Source organism: Erwinia sp. HR93, from assembly GCF_034555055.1.
GTDB lineage: Bacteria > Pseudomonadota > Gammaproteobacteria > Enterobacterales > Enterobacteriaceae > Apirhabdus > Apirhabdus apintestini.
The window spans coordinates 2,354,134-2,369,884 of record NZ_JAXUDP010000001.1; the positions used below are offsets into that span (position 1 = coordinate 2,354,134).

At 52.7% G+C, this 15,751-nt stretch carries 15 protein-coding genes; 11 read left to right on the forward strand and 4 right to left on the reverse strand.

The window, feature by feature from the left end:
• The first annotated feature begins 780 nt into the window (after window positions 1-780).
• From SFA31_RS10960 to glnB, 4 genes are all read left to right on the forward strand, one after another.
• Window positions 781-2,217, forward strand: a complete 1,437-nt coding sequence (locus tag SFA31_RS10960) for a HAMP domain-containing sensor histidine kinase (protein WP_322838000.1) — start codon at window positions 781-783, stop codon at window positions 2,215-2,217.
• The gene (gene qseG, locus SFA31_RS10965; RefSeq protein WP_322838001.1) at window positions 2,214-3,002 is read left to right on the forward strand and encodes a two-component system QseEF-associated lipoprotein QseG; all 789 of its coding nucleotides are present in this window, start codon (window positions 2,214-2,216) and stop codon (window positions 3,000-3,002) included. Before SFA31_RS10960 ends, qseG begins: the two co-directional genes overlap by 4 nt.
• Window positions 2,999-4,336: a two-component system response regulator GlrR gene (glrR, locus tag SFA31_RS10970; RefSeq protein WP_322838002.1), complete on the forward strand. Its 1,338-nt coding sequence runs from the start codon at window positions 2,999-3,001 to the stop codon at window positions 4,334-4,336. The genes qseG and glrR overlap by 4 nt, the downstream gene beginning before the upstream one ends.
• An 87-nt stretch (window positions 4,337-4,423) precedes the next feature.
• Entirely contained in the window at window positions 4,424-4,762 is a 339-nt protein-coding gene (glnB, locus tag SFA31_RS10975) for a nitrogen regulatory protein P-II (protein WP_322838003.1), read from the forward strand.
• A gap of 238 nt (window positions 4,763-5,000) precedes the next feature.
• Here glnB and hmpA read toward each other — a convergent pair whose 3' ends face one another.
• A complete protein-coding gene (gene hmpA / locus SFA31_RS10980) occupies window positions 5,001-6,194 on the reverse strand; it encodes an NO-inducible flavohemoprotein (protein ID WP_416208328.1) in 1,194 nt (397 codons plus the stop codon).
• A gap of 438 nt (window positions 6,195-6,632) precedes the next feature.
• Between hmpA and glyA the strand changes: the two genes are divergently transcribed.
• Complete coding sequence (gene glyA, locus SFA31_RS10985; RefSeq protein WP_322838005.1) at window positions 6,633-7,886, forward strand: serine hydroxymethyltransferase; 1,254 nt, start codon at window positions 6,633-6,635, stop codon at window positions 7,884-7,886.
• Between the two features lie 409 nt (window positions 7,887-8,295).
• Here the strand turns inward: glyA and SFA31_RS10990 are convergent, their stop codons facing one another.
• Window positions 8,296-8,709: a DoxX family protein gene (locus SFA31_RS10990; RefSeq protein ID WP_322838006.1), complete on the reverse strand. Its 414-nt coding sequence runs from the start codon at window positions 8,707-8,709 to the stop codon at window positions 8,296-8,298.
• Between the two features lie 339 nt (window positions 8,710-9,048).
• Between SFA31_RS10990 and SFA31_RS10995 the strand changes: the two genes are divergently transcribed.
• Window positions 9,049-9,789 carry a YnfC family lipoprotein gene (locus tag SFA31_RS10995; protein ID WP_322838007.1) on the forward strand — a complete coding sequence of 247 codons (741 nt, stop codon included), beginning with the start codon at window positions 9,049-9,051 and terminating at the stop codon, window positions 9,787-9,789.
• An 83-nt stretch (window positions 9,790-9,872) separates the two neighbouring features.
• On the opposite strand, the gene csiE is transcribed toward SFA31_RS10995, so the two are convergent.
• Both csiE and suhB read right to left on the reverse strand, forming a co-directional pair.
• Window positions 9,873-11,141 (reverse strand): stationary phase inducible protein CsiE, encoded by a 1,269-nt coding sequence (gene csiE / locus SFA31_RS11000; protein WP_322838008.1) that lies wholly within the window; start codon window positions 11,139-11,141, stop codon window positions 9,873-9,875.
• 210 nt (window positions 11,142-11,351) lie between these two features.
• A complete protein-coding gene (suhB, locus tag SFA31_RS11005) occupies window positions 11,352-12,155 on the reverse strand; it encodes an inositol-1-monophosphatase (protein ID WP_322838009.1) in 804 nt (267 codons plus the stop codon).
• 118 nt (window positions 12,156-12,273) lie between these two features.
• Here suhB and trmJ point away from each other — a divergent pair, with 118 nt between their 5' ends.
• From trmJ to iscA, 5 genes are all read left to right on the forward strand, one after another.
• Entirely contained in the window at window positions 12,274-13,011 is a 738-nt protein-coding gene (gene trmJ, locus SFA31_RS11010; protein ID WP_322838010.1) for a tRNA (cytosine(32)/uridine(32)-2'-O)-methyltransferase TrmJ, read from the forward strand.
• A gap of 129 nt (window positions 13,012-13,140) precedes the next feature.
• Complete coding sequence (gene iscR / locus SFA31_RS11015; RefSeq protein ID WP_322838011.1) at window positions 13,141-13,629, forward strand: Fe-S cluster assembly transcriptional regulator IscR; 489 nt, start codon at window positions 13,141-13,143, stop codon at window positions 13,627-13,629.
• Window positions 13,630-13,724: 95 nt separating this feature from the next.
• Window positions 13,725-14,939 (forward strand): cysteine desulfurase, encoded by a 1,215-nt coding sequence (gene iscS / locus SFA31_RS11020; RefSeq protein WP_322838012.1) that lies wholly within the window; start codon window positions 13,725-13,727, stop codon window positions 14,937-14,939.
• Between the two features lie 28 nt (window positions 14,940-14,967).
• Window positions 14,968-15,354: a Fe-S cluster assembly scaffold IscU gene (gene iscU / locus SFA31_RS11025; protein WP_322838013.1), complete on the forward strand. Its 387-nt coding sequence runs from the start codon at window positions 14,968-14,970 to the stop codon at window positions 15,352-15,354.
• Window positions 15,355-15,368: 14 nt separating this feature from the next.
• Entirely contained in the window at window positions 15,369-15,692 is a 324-nt protein-coding gene (gene iscA, locus SFA31_RS11030) for an iron-sulfur cluster assembly protein IscA (RefSeq protein ID WP_322838014.1), read from the forward strand.
• Window positions 15,693-15,751: the final 59 nt, after the last annotated feature.

Sequence of the window (15,751 nt, forward strand, 5' to 3'; positions counted from 1 at the left end):
ATTTTACGCTTTTTGGCTGCTTACCTGGCGCTGCTCGCGTCCCGAATCATCTAATCACTCCACAAAGCGAACCTCGTGAGCCCGGCATCCGGTATGTGAGACTGTTCGTATTAGACGACTTATGCAGGCAGGGCGTCAGCGGTGTTGCGATATGCCGTTAGCAACAATGAGACTTTAGGGTGTTCCGGTTTATAGAACGGCGGTCATTTATCTGCGTGCGCCAAACGGGCGCACAGCTATAAGTGATAATATTTTTATTGTTACGGCAGGAAACGTTACGACGTCGCATAATAGCGACATAGGAATAATCAGAGCGTCTCCGTATAGAGACATATAATTCATTGATTTTATTACTTAATGTATTTTAACGTAATAATATGTCGCTTATGGAAGACGAATTGATGATTTTTTATTACTTTGCTTTAATCATTTTAACAAACAATAACACCCGGATAATGCAGCGAAAAAGGCTGACTTAGCAATATTGGCACGGAGATTGCAAGTGATATTGCAGTGGCTCATTCACTTCGTTACGTCAGCCCCGCTTAGGTTGTGCTACATAACACATCGAATGACGCACTCAAAGGTGCCTGCCGTCCAACTCCTGATAATCGTAACTTCGGTTGCCTATCAGCCATCGGGCGAAACGTTGAGTTAGGCACCGCCTGATTCCGAATAAAGGCAGAGCGCAGGCTCTGCCTTTATCATTTCTACGCCGCGCTTTTCAGGCGCCGTGCACTCCGCTAGCATTATGCATTCGTTATTCAATGAGACACATCCTTGAAACGTTGGCCTTTCTTTCCCCGCTCATTACGACAATTAGTAATGATGGCGTTTTTATTGGTGCTATTGCCGCTACTCGTGCTGGCATGGCAGGCATGGCAGAGCCTCAATGCGTTAAGCGATCGGGCCGCACAGGTGAATCGCAGCACGCTTATTGATGCTCGCAGAGGGGAAGCGATGGCGAATACTGCGCTGGAGATTGAGCGCAGCTATCGACAGTACTGCGTACTGGATAACCCGACGCTGGCAAAGGTTTACCAGCGCCAGCGTAAACGCTATGCCGATATGCTGGCTATTCATGCAACGGTGTTGTCTGAGCCCGCGCTGGTGCGCCGTTTAAATGACGACCTTACCGCACTGGCGACATTAAAATGCCACAGCGGCAGCCCTGACGCGATTGCGCTGACCCGGCTGGATGATTTCTCTCACGCGAATGCCGAGATGGTACAGACCACGCGTACCGCTATTTTTCAGCGCGGGCAGCAGGTTCAGCAGGAAATTGCCGCCCGTGGCCGGTTTTTTGGCTGGCAGGCGCTGGCGCTGTTTCTGGTGACTCTGGCGCTGGTGTTACTGCTAACGCGCATGATTATCGGCCCGGTAAAGGTCCTGGAGCGCATGATTAATCGGCTGGGCGCCGGACGCGATCCGGGAGAGTTGCGTATGTTTCGCGGCCCGAGTGAGTTGCGATCGGTTGGGCAGCGCATCATTTGGCTGAGCGAGCGGTTATCCTGGCTGGAGGCTCAGCGGCACCAATTCCTGCGCCATATTTCCCATGAGTTAAAAACGCCGCTGGCCAGCATGCGTGAGGGAACAGAACTGCTGGTGGACAGGGTCGCCGGCCCGCTCACCGCTGAACAGGATGAAGTGGTTGCCATACTGGATACCAGCAGCCGCAATCTTCAAAAATTAATTGAGCAACTACTGGACTATAACCGAAAACTGGCCGACAGCGGCGCGAGCGCGGTACGGGTTGCGCTTGCGCCAATGCTAGAGAATATTATTGCGGCGCACGGTTTGCCCGCGCGCGCTAAACGTATGCGAGTGACAATGCGACTGGCGCCAGAGGATTGCGTGGCCGATCCAGGATTATTGCTTAGTGCGCTGGATAATCTCTACTCCAATGCGGTGCACTATGGCGCTGAATCCGGTAACATTTATCTTAAAAGTTATGTGACTGACGCTGGAAAACTGGCGATTGATGTCGCAAATACGGGCCCGCGTATTCCTGAAAGCGAACGCGACACTATCTTCGAACCTTTCTTCCAGGGAAGCCTGCAACGTAAAGGCGCTGTTAAAGGCAGCGGTCTCGGGTTGAGTATTGCCCTTGACTGCGTGCGGCGTATGCAGGGGACGCTGGATTTGGTTGAGTGCGAGGAGGCTGATGTCTGCTTTCGGATTGAGCTGCCCGTGGTTATCGGAAGCCATCATCCATGATGTATTGTATTGTGAAGTCGCTGCAACGCCGGGTCGTTCGGCTGTTGCATTGTGGTTTTTCCCGCACGATCGGCGCTGCGGTTGCGTTCGCGCCGATGGCGCTTACCGGCTGTGTTTCTCAGGCTCCGCAGGGGATTCCTGCTTTGACATTGCTCTCTGCGCCGCCGGCTCAGTCGCTGGCGGATTATTTAGGGACCGACTGTGAGGCTATCTGGGCGCTTAAAGGTGAGCAAGTAGATAACAATCCGTTATTTTGGCTGCGTGGCATGGACTGCGCTACCCGCCTGGCGCCCGAACGCGCGCGCGCGTTAGCCCGGGGCTGGGGTGAGATGCGCTGGCAGTCCGCTTTTCGTCAGGGCATTTTATTGTCGAAAGCAAGGATAACGCCGCACGAGCGGCGCTACTATGTCGATCGCCTGGATACCCTGAGCGCGGAGATTCCGGTGCGCGTGCGCCCACTTTATCAAATGTGGCGCGATGAGCAGGCGCTTGAGCTCGGGCTGGTTGAAGCGCGTGGGCGCTGTAATCAGCTTCAGCAGCATAGCGATCGGGAGCTGGATGCGCTGCGTCTCCAGCATCAAAAATTGAGCGCCGAGCTGGCGCGTACGCGGCATCAGTTACAAAACCTGATGGATATTGAGCGCCAGCTTTCCAGCCGTAAATCCAGCGATAATTTTTCGTCTGAGCCGGCTTCTGCCGCAGGCGATCGCGAGCGGGTTCCCGATGCGGGCGCATTACCGTCCGGCTCCGCCGGAAGTACTTCAATTAACGAGGTGAAACCATGACGTCGCAGGCGACCGCCAGACTTTTATTGGTGGATGACGACCCGGGCTTATTAAAGCTTTTGGGGATGCGTTTGCGCAGCGAGGGATACGATGTCATCACCGCCGGTAGCGGTCAGGAAGGGTTACGTATCCTGCTGCGGGAGAATATTCAGCTCGTCATTAGCGACCTGCGTATGGATGAAATGGATGGCATGCAGTTATTCGCTGCAATCCAAAAGCGGCATCCGGGGATGCCGGTAATTATTCTTACCGCGCACGGCTCGATCCCGGAGGCGGTCTCTGCTACGCAGCAGGGTGTGTTCAGTTTTCTGACCAAACCCGTAGATAAAGATGCGCTTTATCAGGCAATTAATGAAGCCCTGTCTCGTGCGGCTCCGAGCGGTGATGAACGCTGGCATGATGAGATAATCACGCGCAGCCCGGCGATGCACCGGCTGTTGGAGCAGGCGCGTCTGGTGGCTCAGTCGGATGTGAGCGTACTGATTAATGGGCAAAGCGGAACCGGGAAGGAAGTGCTGGCGCGCGCGATTCATCGCGCCAGCCCGCGAGCGAATAATGCCTTTGTGGCTATTAATTGCGGCGCTTTACCGGAACAATTGCTGGAATCTGAACTGTTTGGCCACGCGCGAGGAGCGTTTACCGGCGCGGTAAGTAGCCGTGAAGGGTTGTTTCAGGCGGCTCAGGGCGGCACGCTGTTCCTGGATGAAATCGGCGATATGCCGCTTTCTTTGCAGGTAAAACTATTGCGCGTTCTTCAGGAGCGAAGGATCAGGCCGCTGGGCAGTAATCAGGATATTGCTATCGATGTGCGTATTTTATCCGCGACGCATCGCAATTTACCCAAAGCAATGCAGCGAGGGGAGTTTCGCGAAGATCTGTTTTATCGCCTGAATGTGCTAAGCCTGAAATTGCCGGCGCTTCAAGAGCGCGCGGAAGATATTCCACTTCTGGCAAATCATCTGTTACGGCAGGCCGCCGGGCGGCATAATGCGCACGTGCGCAGTTTTTCAACGGATGCGATGAAGCGCCTGATTGCGGCAAGCTGGCCTGGGAATGTCAGGCAGCTCGTGAATGTGATAGAACAGTGCGTGGCGCTAAGCCCGGCGCCGGTAATTAATGAAGCGTTGGTACAGCAGGCGCTGGAAGGTGAAAGTACCGTACTGCCTACTTTTGCCGAGGCGCGCAGTCAGTTTGAGGTCAATTATTTGCGTAAATTATTACAAATCGCCCGGGGAAATGTCACTCAGGCGGCGCGTATGGCCGGGCGAAATCGCACTGAATTTTATAAACTCCTGGCACGCCATGAACTGGATGCTAATGATTTCAAACTGTAATTTTGCCGCTGGCGCGCACGGCCGCATTGAAGAGCGCCGGTTGCCGGGCAAGCCGGTCGCGGCGTTGACTTGAGGACAGGATATTTCATGAAAAAGATCGATGCGATTATTAAACCGTTCAAGCTGGATGATGTTCGCGAGGCGCTGGCGGAAGTCGGGATTACGGGGATGACGGTCACCGAGGTGAAGGGATTTGGGCGCCAGAAAGGGCACACTGAATTATACCGGGGCGCGGAATATATGGTGGATTTCTTGCCGAAGGTAAAGATTGAAATCGTTGTTCCCGATGATATTGCCGATACCTGTGTGGATACGATTATTCGCACTGCGCAAACCGGGAAAATCGGCGATGGTAAGATTTTTGTGTTTGATGTCGCGCGCGTGGTGCGGATCCGTACCGGTGAAGAAGACGATGCGGCTATTTAGTTTATCTGGCCTTTAATCATGCGATGTCTTCGGTAGTTCATTAATATACGACAGGAAACAAAGCGCAATAATCCCGGTTCGAGCAGCCTGAAGCACATAAATTGAAGTGAATGTTGATTCTTTCGAAGGCTTATGTACGACGCAGAGGTGAGTGGAAATTAGCGGGAAATCAGGCCCGCTATTTACGGACCTGAATAGACGTTCATGCGCCTTTAGGTTTGCACTGCCGCACCACCGGTTACAGGACTTTATGCGGGCCAAAGCACTCGTAGTGAATACGCTCCTGCGTTACGCCCAGTGCCACTAATTGTCGGGCGATAAATTGCATAAAACCAATCGGACCGCACAGGAAAAAGTGCATCGCCGGATCGCTGAGGCGGCTTTCCAGCGGGGCTAATTCCATTAACCCTACGCTATCATAGCCGTCTTTTTCTTCCGGCGAGCTGTACCAGATATGTTGATAAAAACGCGGCAGGCCGGCGCCTAAGCGTGCGACCTCATCGCTGAAGGCGTCAACGCTGCCGTTCACGGCTGCGTGGAACCAGTTTATCTGGGCTGGATGCTGACGTTCGCTCAGCGCATCAAGCATGGCGAGCAGCGGCGTTTGTCCGACGCCGCCGGAAAGGAGCGCGATCGGTGTGTTCGGCGTAACGTTCAGATAGAAATCCCCCGCCGGAGCGGCAACCTGTACGATGTCGCCCTGCTGCGCATGGCGGTGCAGCCAGCCGGAAACCAGCCCGTTATCCTCACGCTTAACGGCAATTCGGTAGCGCTTTGCATTGGGTTTCTGGGTGAGGGAGTACTGACGGATCTCCTGATGCGCAAAGCCATCGGGTTTTAGCCAAACGCCTAAATATTGTCCGGGATGGAAATTTGCTACCGCGCCGCCATCTACGGGCTCAAGAACGAAGCTGGTGATTAATGCGCTCTCAGGCTTTTTTTCCACGATACGAAACGCGCGCGTACCGCTCCAGCCGCCGGGCTGGCTGGCGTGAGACTGGTAAATTTCGTTTTCACGGTTAATAAATACCTGCGCCAGCACGCCATACGCCTGCCCCCACGCGTCCAGCACCTCTTGGCCTGGATGAAACAGCTCGTCCAGAGTGGCTAGCAGATGCGTGCCGACGATTTGATACTGTTCTGGTTTGATTTGGAAACTGGTGTGTTTCTGGGCGATTTTCTCAACGGCGGGCAATATTGCCGGTAAATCCTCAATGTGCGTTGCATAGGCGCAAATTGCATTAAACAGCGCTTCGCGCTGATCGCCGTTGCGCTGATTACTCATGTTAAAGATGTCTTTTAATTCCGGATTGTGCTGGAACATTCTATCGTAGAAATGGGCGGTGAGTTTGGGGCCGGTAGCGGCCAGTAAAGGGATAGTAGACTTAACGGTTGCTATGGTATTGGCATCAAGCATGGAATGTTCCTTCATGTAGTTTATATGATGTATTTTTAATGCATCTTATTTTGATGTTGCTTCACTGTAAAGGCATGTAAAACAAAAGGTGAAAAATAAGGTAAGGGATGTAAGAAAATACTGCTTTAATCGCCAGCGCAATTAGCCACGTTATCGCTCCCTTAATACCGCGTTTTACGGATTTGGTGAACGGTTCTTGATTCAGCCTTAAGCTTTAAGCATTGAACGTCCTATCACAAGCGAATATTTTTTGCGGTTTTTTAAGCTGTATTTTGGAACGCAATTAGCGATAGGATGCTTAAAAGTAATTTTTTACTGTCTGATTTTATTAATGCCAAACGTTTGCGTAAAAACCTGTCGTTGTATCTGTCTTCGCAGGGGGAATCAGTTATACTGTGGGCCGTCGCCCAATACGGGCAGTCCTAATATCGTTAGCTGAGTCAGGAGGTGCGAATGTTAAAGCGAGAAATGAACATTGCCGATTATGATGCCGAATTATGGCAGGCAATGGAGCAGGAGAACCTGCGTCAGGAAGAGCATATTGAACTTATCGCCTCCGAAAACTACACCAGCCCGCGCGTTATGCAGGCTCAGGGCTCTCAGCTCACGAATAAATATGCGGAAGGTTATCCAGGCAAGCGCTATTACGGCGGCTGCGAATATGTGGATGTGGTCGAGCAATTGGCTGTAGATCGCGCAAAAGCGCTGTTTGGCGCTGACTATGCAAACGTTCAGCCGCACTCCGGTTCTCAGGCTAATTTCGCTGTTTATACGACGCTGCTTGAGCCTGGAGATACGGTTTTAGGGATGAACCTGGCGCACGGCGGGCATCTGACGCACGGCTCGCCGGTGAATTTCTCAGGCAAATTCTACAATATTGTCCCTTATGGAATAGACGATAGCGGTCGGATTGATTACAGCGAGCTGGAAAAACTGGCGCAAACGCGCAAACCAAAAATGATTATCGGCGGTTTTTCTGCCTATTCCGGCGTGGTTGACTGGGCTAAAATGCGAGAAATTGCCGATAGCGTCGGTGCTTATCTGTTTGTCGATATGGCTCACGTAGCCGGGCTGGTAGCCGCTGGTGTTTACCCGAACCCGGTGCCGCACGCTCACGTTGTTACCACCACGACCCATAAAACGCTGGCTGGTCCACGCGGGGGATTAATCCTGGCAAAAGGCGGTAGCGAAGAGCTGTATAAAAAATTGAATTCTTCTGTGTTCCCGGGCGCGCAGGGCGGACCTTTAATGCACGTTATTGCCGGTAAGGCGGTGGCGCTTAAAGAAGCGATGGAACCCGCGTTTGCCGACTATCAGCAGCAGGTAGTGAAAAACGCGAAAGCGATGGTGCAGACCTTCCTCGATCGCGGCTATAACGTGGTTTCTGGCTCTACCGATAATCACCTGTTTCTATTGGATTTGGTGGATAAAGATATTACCGGGAAAGACGCTGATGCTGCGCTGGGGCGCGCGAATATTACCGTAAATAAAAATAGTGTGCCGAACGATCCGAAAAGCCCGTTTGTCACATCAGGCATACGCGTCGGTACGCCCGCTGTAACTCGCCGCGGCTTTAAAGAAGCGGAGGTTCGCGAACTGGCCGGCTGGATGTGTGATGTGTTGGATAATCTGCATGATGAAGCCGTGATTGGTCGCGTTAAAAAGCAGGTGCTGGACATCTGCGCGCGCTTTCCTGTTTACGCATAAGCGCCAGGAGTTCCTGCTGGCGAGACGCTGCAGGAACGGCTCCCCCCGGTAAACGCTTTTAAGCCTGTTAAACAGCGCTTATCCAGCCCGGAGGGGGCGATGGTGACTGTGAAAAGCGCCCGACACACCGCCGGGCGCTGTTAGTTTTCTGGGCTAAAGCACCGCCTCTGAGCGCTGGAGATAACCGGCGTTCAATGTTCCTTTCTCTTACCCCGCAAATTTCGTGGTCAACGCCGTGTAAAGAGGCTATCTCCGGATTGATAGCCTGCCCGGAAAGATGTGTTGAGCTCTTAGCACAAACCTATCGACCAATGTGTTTTTACACCCAATGAAGCATTATTCGCCGGAAATAATTTATTGTTATGGCCCCTAATGTGTAGCGCGCTTCTGGCGCATAAGCTTAGGGTAATTAACGCTTATCGAGAGAGTAGGCTCCAGGCCCGCACGCTGCGAGCAACAGAAAAGCGGCGGCAATACTGATATTCTTATAGAAGTTAATCATATTTGGCGTAACCGCATCGGCAGGCATATTCCAGTAGTGATGCCCTATTATCGCGGTGCCTAAGGTATAGAGCATAAAAACAAGCGCCAGAGGCCGCGTATAAAATCCTAATATAATAAGAATCGCTACCAGTACTTCCATTACGACCGCGATAACCGCAGACAACACGGGCAGCGGGGCGCTAACGGATGCCATATATTGTACGGTACCGCTGAATCCCATGAGCTTGGGATAGCCGAAAATCAGGAATAATAATACCAGCGCAATGAGTAACACCGCATGCCGGGATGAACCTAATTCCAAATAGCGTAACTTGTTCATAATTATCTCTTATACAGGTAATGAGTGGTTTATTAGCAATGCCGAGCAGAGCTTAAGGGAGCAAGATGCCGGCCTGTTACCGTACAAAGCAGGTCAGGGCACGCGGGATATTCCGTAATCTCTGCATAATGAAAAAGGCTTTTTAAACCTAATACATGAATGTTAACGCCGCCATGCGTGCATAAAAAATGGCGAGGGTTTATCCCGTGTGCCCGGATGCGTGCCGGGATTTTTAAAATGAAATATAGTAGAGGCCGTACATGCTGGCTCCCAGTCAGAGCCGCGTATCTTCTATACTGTTATTCCCGGCGCAGGAGCCGGGTAGTAAACCGGGAATTTATGAAAAAAACGCTACTGTGTTTAATTTTGCTGCCGCTAACCGGCGAAGCTGCTCAGGCACCCGAGGTGTTGCCATTTGCGCCGGCGATGGCGAGTTTGTCGAACGAGCTGGCGTTTGACGCACTGCGCGGGCGAGTGAAAACCTTTGAGCAAATCCTTTACGGTGAAGATTCGCTACCATTAATGGTGGCTAAAGGACGCTTTGATAAATCAGGTTGCCTGGTGGAGTATGAACGCAGTGAGCGCGGAGGTGAATCGATGCACCTGATTCGCCAGGCGGGTAGTGATACGCTGGTGTCTGCTCTGGATAAGCGCAATACGGTGGTGTTAGATAAGCATTGTCAGATTGTCTCCATTACCTCTCCTGGCGTGGAGCACCGACGCTATTTATATCGCGACGGCCTATTAGTGAAAGTCAAAGATACCCGCGATGCATGGGTTTATAAGGAGTATTTCTACACTCCTGAAGGCATGCCGAATACCATGGTGATGTATGGTGAGCAGCATGATGTATTAATGGCGACGGAGCCTAAACGTAAGCTGGAGGAACCTTGGGATTTTCTGACACGCGGCCTGGATAACGGGCGGCTTTTTTATCTGGCGGCAAAAAAATGCCGCTATGATGATGTCGGAAATCCGCTGGAATGCGCCAATATTGTCGAGACTCAGGACGGCGGTAAAACTGCGCAGGAACGCCAGCAGATCCGTTACACCACCACCTACTATTCTCAAAAAGATTAACGCCATCGCGCCGGTATTGCTTGCTTATAGCCGCCGTGGGTGTCCCGCGTCAGCTGTAAACTTTTTGAACCGCGAGGGTAAGTTTAGGGCTGTTCCAGAATGTCACGGATGCGCCGCTGCTGCAGCTCGTTCAGCGGTGGTGCTATTTGCAGGATTGGCGCAGAGAAAAGCGGTAGTGAGGTGGCCCAGGGCGTGACAATCAGCGCTATGTCCGGCGCCGGGCCGTTGCGCTGAAAGTCCTGCAGCGTTTGATGGCAAATAGTGAGTGGCAATAGCGTCACTTCACGCAGCGCCTGTGCTAAATCTGCTTCCAGGGCAGGATGATTATTGGTTAACAGAAGTATCTGCTTTTCCTGTAGGTCAGTTTCTCGCATTAGCCAGCCGCCGAAGATAATGGTAACCAGCGCCTTTTCCGCCTGAGAAAACGTAATCTGGTATTCGCTTTCGAGAGGGCCAATCGCGCTGTGCGTTGTTCGGCTCAGGCGTGGGTATAGTCGCATAATATCTTCGGGCAAATGATTCTCTATACCAATATTAAAAATAGCGCGCTCCAGCGCTTGCCCCAAATGCATATACAGGCGCTGCTGTAAGTGGTGTTGGTTATGAAATGTTACCCCTGCCAGCGACTGAAACTGATTTGTAAGCCGTAAAATCGCCCGGTGCAGGCGCTGTGCATGCGGCTGACTGTCTCGCAAAGGGTCCGGTATGCATAATCTTCTTAACAGCAAAGAGATAAATAAGCATTCATGATGGTGCAGCGGTGCGATGGCTCGCCGCTGCCAGAGGCGAAAAATGAGGTTAGCCGTAGGGGCCTCTTCGCTGGCCTCTATCCAGCGGCGCTGGGGATCGTCAAATTCCGGCGCGGAGGGCGCCGTTTGCTGTGCCAGAGCATATTGAAACGCAAGGCGCAGATAATGGGCGTCCCTGGCGCTAAACTGGCGCCCCAGGCTGCGGGCGCAAAGCGCAATTAGCGCATTAAGGTTGCAATCGTCATAAAGCGCCCGGGGCACATTTTGTGCCTGCAGAATACGCCTGAGCGCTGGGGTAAAATAGTCCCGCACTGACTCCGGGCACAGCCGCAGCGCCTGATGCAGGGTATGCACGAGGCAAAGACGGCGGCTTAACGTTGGGCCTTCAAGCCCGCATTTTCCACCGGGACGCTCAATAAGCTGTAGCGACGAATAACGGCACACAGTTTCAGATATCTCAGCTTTATCCGCGGGCGTTATCTCCGGCATGTTACCGTCTGCGGCAGGCGATAAATCGGCTGTCAAACAGAGCATTAATAGCTGATGGCACAGACGCTGCGGGCCGGAAAGCGTCGGGGGGACTGGCAGGCTATGCGTCGTCATCCAGAGTATTTCCCGTTATCGCTTTTAAGCTATGAGCATAGTCAATACTTGACAATACCGACGTGGGTTAAGCGGGCGTTTTAGCGGGAATTACGGCTGGCTCACAGAAATGGGGGCGTTGATTAGGTGCTGCTGTACGGCGGGCGAATCAGGTGCGGCAACGTGCAGACAAAACGCCCCCGCGTGGCGGGGGCGCTAATAGCGTATTTGCTAGCGCTTTAGCGCTTCGCTCAGTGATTCACGCATATCAGCAAGCATGTTTTTAACCACGCGAGGATTGCCGGCTACGATATTGCCGCTGGTCAGATAATTATGGCCGCCGGTAAAGTCGCAGACCAGGCCGCCAGCTTCGCGCACCAGCAGTTCACCCGCGGCGAAATCCCACGGGCGCAGGCCGATTTCGAAATAGCCGTCAACGCGGCCTGCCGCAAGCCAGGCGAGATCCAGCGCGGCGGAGCCGGTGCGGCGGAAGTCGGCGCAGCGGGTAAAAAATTTCGTCACGGTTGCCATATAGGCCGCGCTATGCTGTTTGGCTTTAAACGGAAAGCCGGTCGCCAGCACCGTCCCTTCAAGATCGCGCGCGCTACTGCCGCGCAGGCGATAGCCGTTAAGCTGAGCGCCCTGGCCACGAACCGCAGAGAACAATTCATTACGCATAGGATCGTAAACCACCGCGACTTCGGTTCTTCCTTTAATGCGCACGGCAATAGAGACCGCGAAGTGCGGCAGGCGTTTTACGAAGTTAGTGGTGCCATCCAGTGGATCGATAACCCATTGTACATCCAAATCCTCCCCCGGTAGCTCACCGGCTTCTTCGCTGATGATTGAGTGCTGGGGATAAGATTTATGAATCGTCTCAATAATGATGCGTTCCGCACCTTTATCAATATTGGTGACGAAGTCGTTGCTACCTTTTTGACTGGTTTCAACGGCGTCCGGCGTTTCATAGTTTTTAGCGATAAAGTTGCCCGCCTTACGCGCGGCGCGTATGGCGATGTTGAGCATCGGATGCATGGTTACTCTCACTGGATGTTAAAGAACGGGAAAAACGGCGCAGAGTATAGCAGAGAGTTCGGAATGTGTCTCAGATTTATGGTAGCATGCCGGGTAAATTCCCCCTGTTGAAGACGCTATGTTACAGAATATTCGAATTGTCCTGGTCGAAACTTCGCATACCGGAAATATGGGCTCCGTGGCTCGCGCAATGAAAACGATGGGGTTGACGAATCTTTGGCTGGTAAATCCGCTGGTGAAACCGGATTCTCAGGCCATTGCGTTAGCCGCGGGCGCCAGCGATGTCATCGGCCAGGCGCATATCGTTGATACGCTGGATGAAGCGCTTCAGGGCTGCAGCCTGGTGGTCGGGACCAGCGCGCGTTCCCGTACGCTGCCATGGCCGATGCTGGATCCCCGTGAATGCGGAGTGAAGAGCGTCGATGAAGCGCGTCATGCGGACGTTGCGCTAGTATTTGGGCGTGAACGCGTTGGGTTAACCAATGACGAACTGCAAAAATGCCACTATCACGTCGCCATTGCGGCCAACCCTGAATATAGCTCGCTTAACCTGGCCATGGCGGTTCAGGTCATCGCTTATGAAGTGCGGATGGCGTATCTGGCGGCTCAGGATGCGCCTGAAGCGCATGAAGAAGCCGTTTATCCGCTGGTGGACGACCTTGAGCGTTTTTATCAACATTTAGAGCAGGCGCTATTGGACAGCGGGTTTATCCGCGCCAGCCATCCCGGCCAGGTGATGAATAAGCTGCGTCGTCTATTTACGCGCGCGCGCCCTGAAAGCCAGGAGTTGAACATTTTGCGCGGCATGCTCTCCTCATTCAGTGAAGACAGTAAGACCAAAAAGGGCAGTCGGTAATAGTTGAGTAAAATACAGGGATAAATAGTTGACTAAAATACTCAGGAATGTCAGACTTGCGGTTGCTATGTAAAACATTGTTTAACATAAACCCCCGGGTCGAGGGGCATCTTTGAGGTTAAGTAAGACATGAGACTGACATCGAAAGGGCGCTACGCCGTTACCGCAATGCTGGATGTTGCACTTAACTCAGAAGCGGGTCCGGTACCGCTGGCTGATATTTCAGAACGTCAGGGTATTTCGCTTTCTTATCTGGAGCAGCTATTTTCCCGTTTACGCAAAAATGGCCTGGTAGCCAGTGTACGTGGCCCCGGTGGCGGATATCTTCTGGGCAAAGATGCAGGAAGCATCGCAGTTGGTGAAGTGATAAGCGCCGTAGATGAGTCAGTGGATGCGACTCGCTGTCAGGGGAAAGGCGGTTGTCAGGGGGGCGATAAATGTTTAACGCACGCTCTTTGGCGCGATCTTAGCGATCGCCTGACCGGTTTTTTGAATAATATTACGCTCGGCGAACTGATGCACAATCAGGAAGTTCAGGATGTTTCCGATCGCCAGCACGGCGAAAGCCAGCGCTCTTCGCGCGCACAGGACGCGATTGACGTAAAACTGCGCGCATAATAAGCCGTTGCCATAACGCCATAGTTGAATGCGAGCGGCGTATTAAAACGCGCTCGCTTCTAACGCATTAAAGTGATGTACGGAGCTTTAGAGCAATGAAACTACCGATTTACCTCGACTACTCTGCGACAACGCCGGTCGATCCGCGCGTCGCGGAGAAGATGATGCAATTTTTAACGATGGATGGGACTTTCGGTAACCCGGCGTCCCGTTCACACCGGTTTGGCTGGCAGGCGGAAGAAGCGGTAGATATCGCGCGTAACCAAATTGCCGAGCTGGTCGGTGCAGATCCTCGTGAGATAGTCTTCACCTCCGGCGCGACTGAGTCGGATAACCTGGCGATTAAAGGCGCTGCCAATTTCTATCAGAAGAAAGGCAAGCACATCATCACCAGCAAAACTGAGCATAAAGCGGTGCTGGACACCTGCCGTCAGTTAGAGCGCGAAGGTTTCGACGTTACTTACCTGGCGCCGCAGCGCAATGGCATTATCGATCTGAAAGAACTAGAAGCCGCGATGCGCGACGACACGATTCTTGTCTCCATCATGCACGTCAATAATGAGATAGGCGTAGTACAGGATATTGCCTCGATCGGCGAAATGTGCCGCGCCCGCGGGATTATCTATCACGTTGATGCCACTCAGAGCGTAGGCAAATTGCCTATCGATCTGAGCCAGCTGAAAGTTGACCTGATGTCGTTCTCCGGCCATAAAATCTACGGACCGAAAGGCATTGGTGCGCTGTACGTGCGCCGTAAACCGCGGGTACGCATTGAAGCGCAGATCCACGGCGGTGGCCATGAGCGTGGCATGCGCTCCGGCACGCTGCCCGTGCATCAGATTGTCGGGATGGGTGAGGCTTACCGCATCGCAAAAGAAGAAATGGCGAGTGAAATGGCGCGTCAGCGCGGGCTGCGCGATCGCCTGTGGAATGGCCTGAAAGATATTGAAGAAGTCTATCTGAATGGCTGTCTGGAACAGGGCGCCCCTAATATTCTTAACGTCAGCTTTAACTACGTTGAAGGTGAGTCTCTCATCATGGCGCTGAAAGATTTGGCCGTTTCCTCGGGATCGGCCTGTACTTCCGCCAGCCTTGAGCCTTCCTATGTATTGCGCGCGCTGGGCATGAACGATGAACTGGCGCACAGTTCAATCCGCTTCTCTCTGGGTCGGTTTACCACGGAAGAGGAGATCGATTACACCATTGATCTGGTGCGTAAATCTATTGGGCGCCTGCGCGATTTGTCTCCGCTTTGGGAGATGTTTAAGCAGGGCGTGGATTTAAACAGCATTGAGTGGTCGCACCACTAACAGGCACCGGACGGAAGGAGAACATATCATGGCATACAGCGATAAAGTTATCGATCACTATGAGAATCCACGTAATGTCGGTTCTTTTGACAACGGCGATGACAACATCGGTAGTGGCATGGTCGGCGCACCGGCCTGCGGCGATGTGATGAAGCTACAGATTAAAGTCAACAATGATGGCATTATTGAAGATGCGCGCTTTAAGACGTATGGCTGCGGTTCCGCCATTGCGTCCAGCTCGCTGGTCACCGAGTGGGTGAAGGGCAAAAGTCTGGATGAAGCTCAGGCGATAAAGAATACCGATATCGCGGAAGAACTGGAGCTACCGCCGGTGAAAATTCACTGTTCTATTCTGGCGGAAGACGCCATTAAAGCCGCCATTGCGGACTATAAAAGCAAACGTGAAGTGAAATAATTAGAGGTTGTGATATGTCGATTACCCTTAGCGACTCCGCCGCTGCGCGTGTAAATACCTTCCTGGCCAATCGCGGCAAGGGGTTTGGTCTGCGTCTTGGCGTGCGTACTTCCGGCTGTTCCGGTATGGCGTATGTGCTGGAGTTTGTCGACGAGCCGGCGGCGGAAGACGTGGTGTTCGAAGACAAAGGCGTGAAGGTGGTAGTCGATGGCAAAAGCCTGCAGTTTCTGGACGGCACTCAGCTGGACTTCGTTAAGGAAGGCCTGAACGAAGGATTTAAATTTACGAATCCTAATGTAAAAGATGAGTGCGGCTGCGGCGAAAGCTTCAACGTTTAATTCCGCTTTGTTGTGACTGCTCCACCGCCGGCCCGGCGCGTGGAGCATTGCTTTATCAT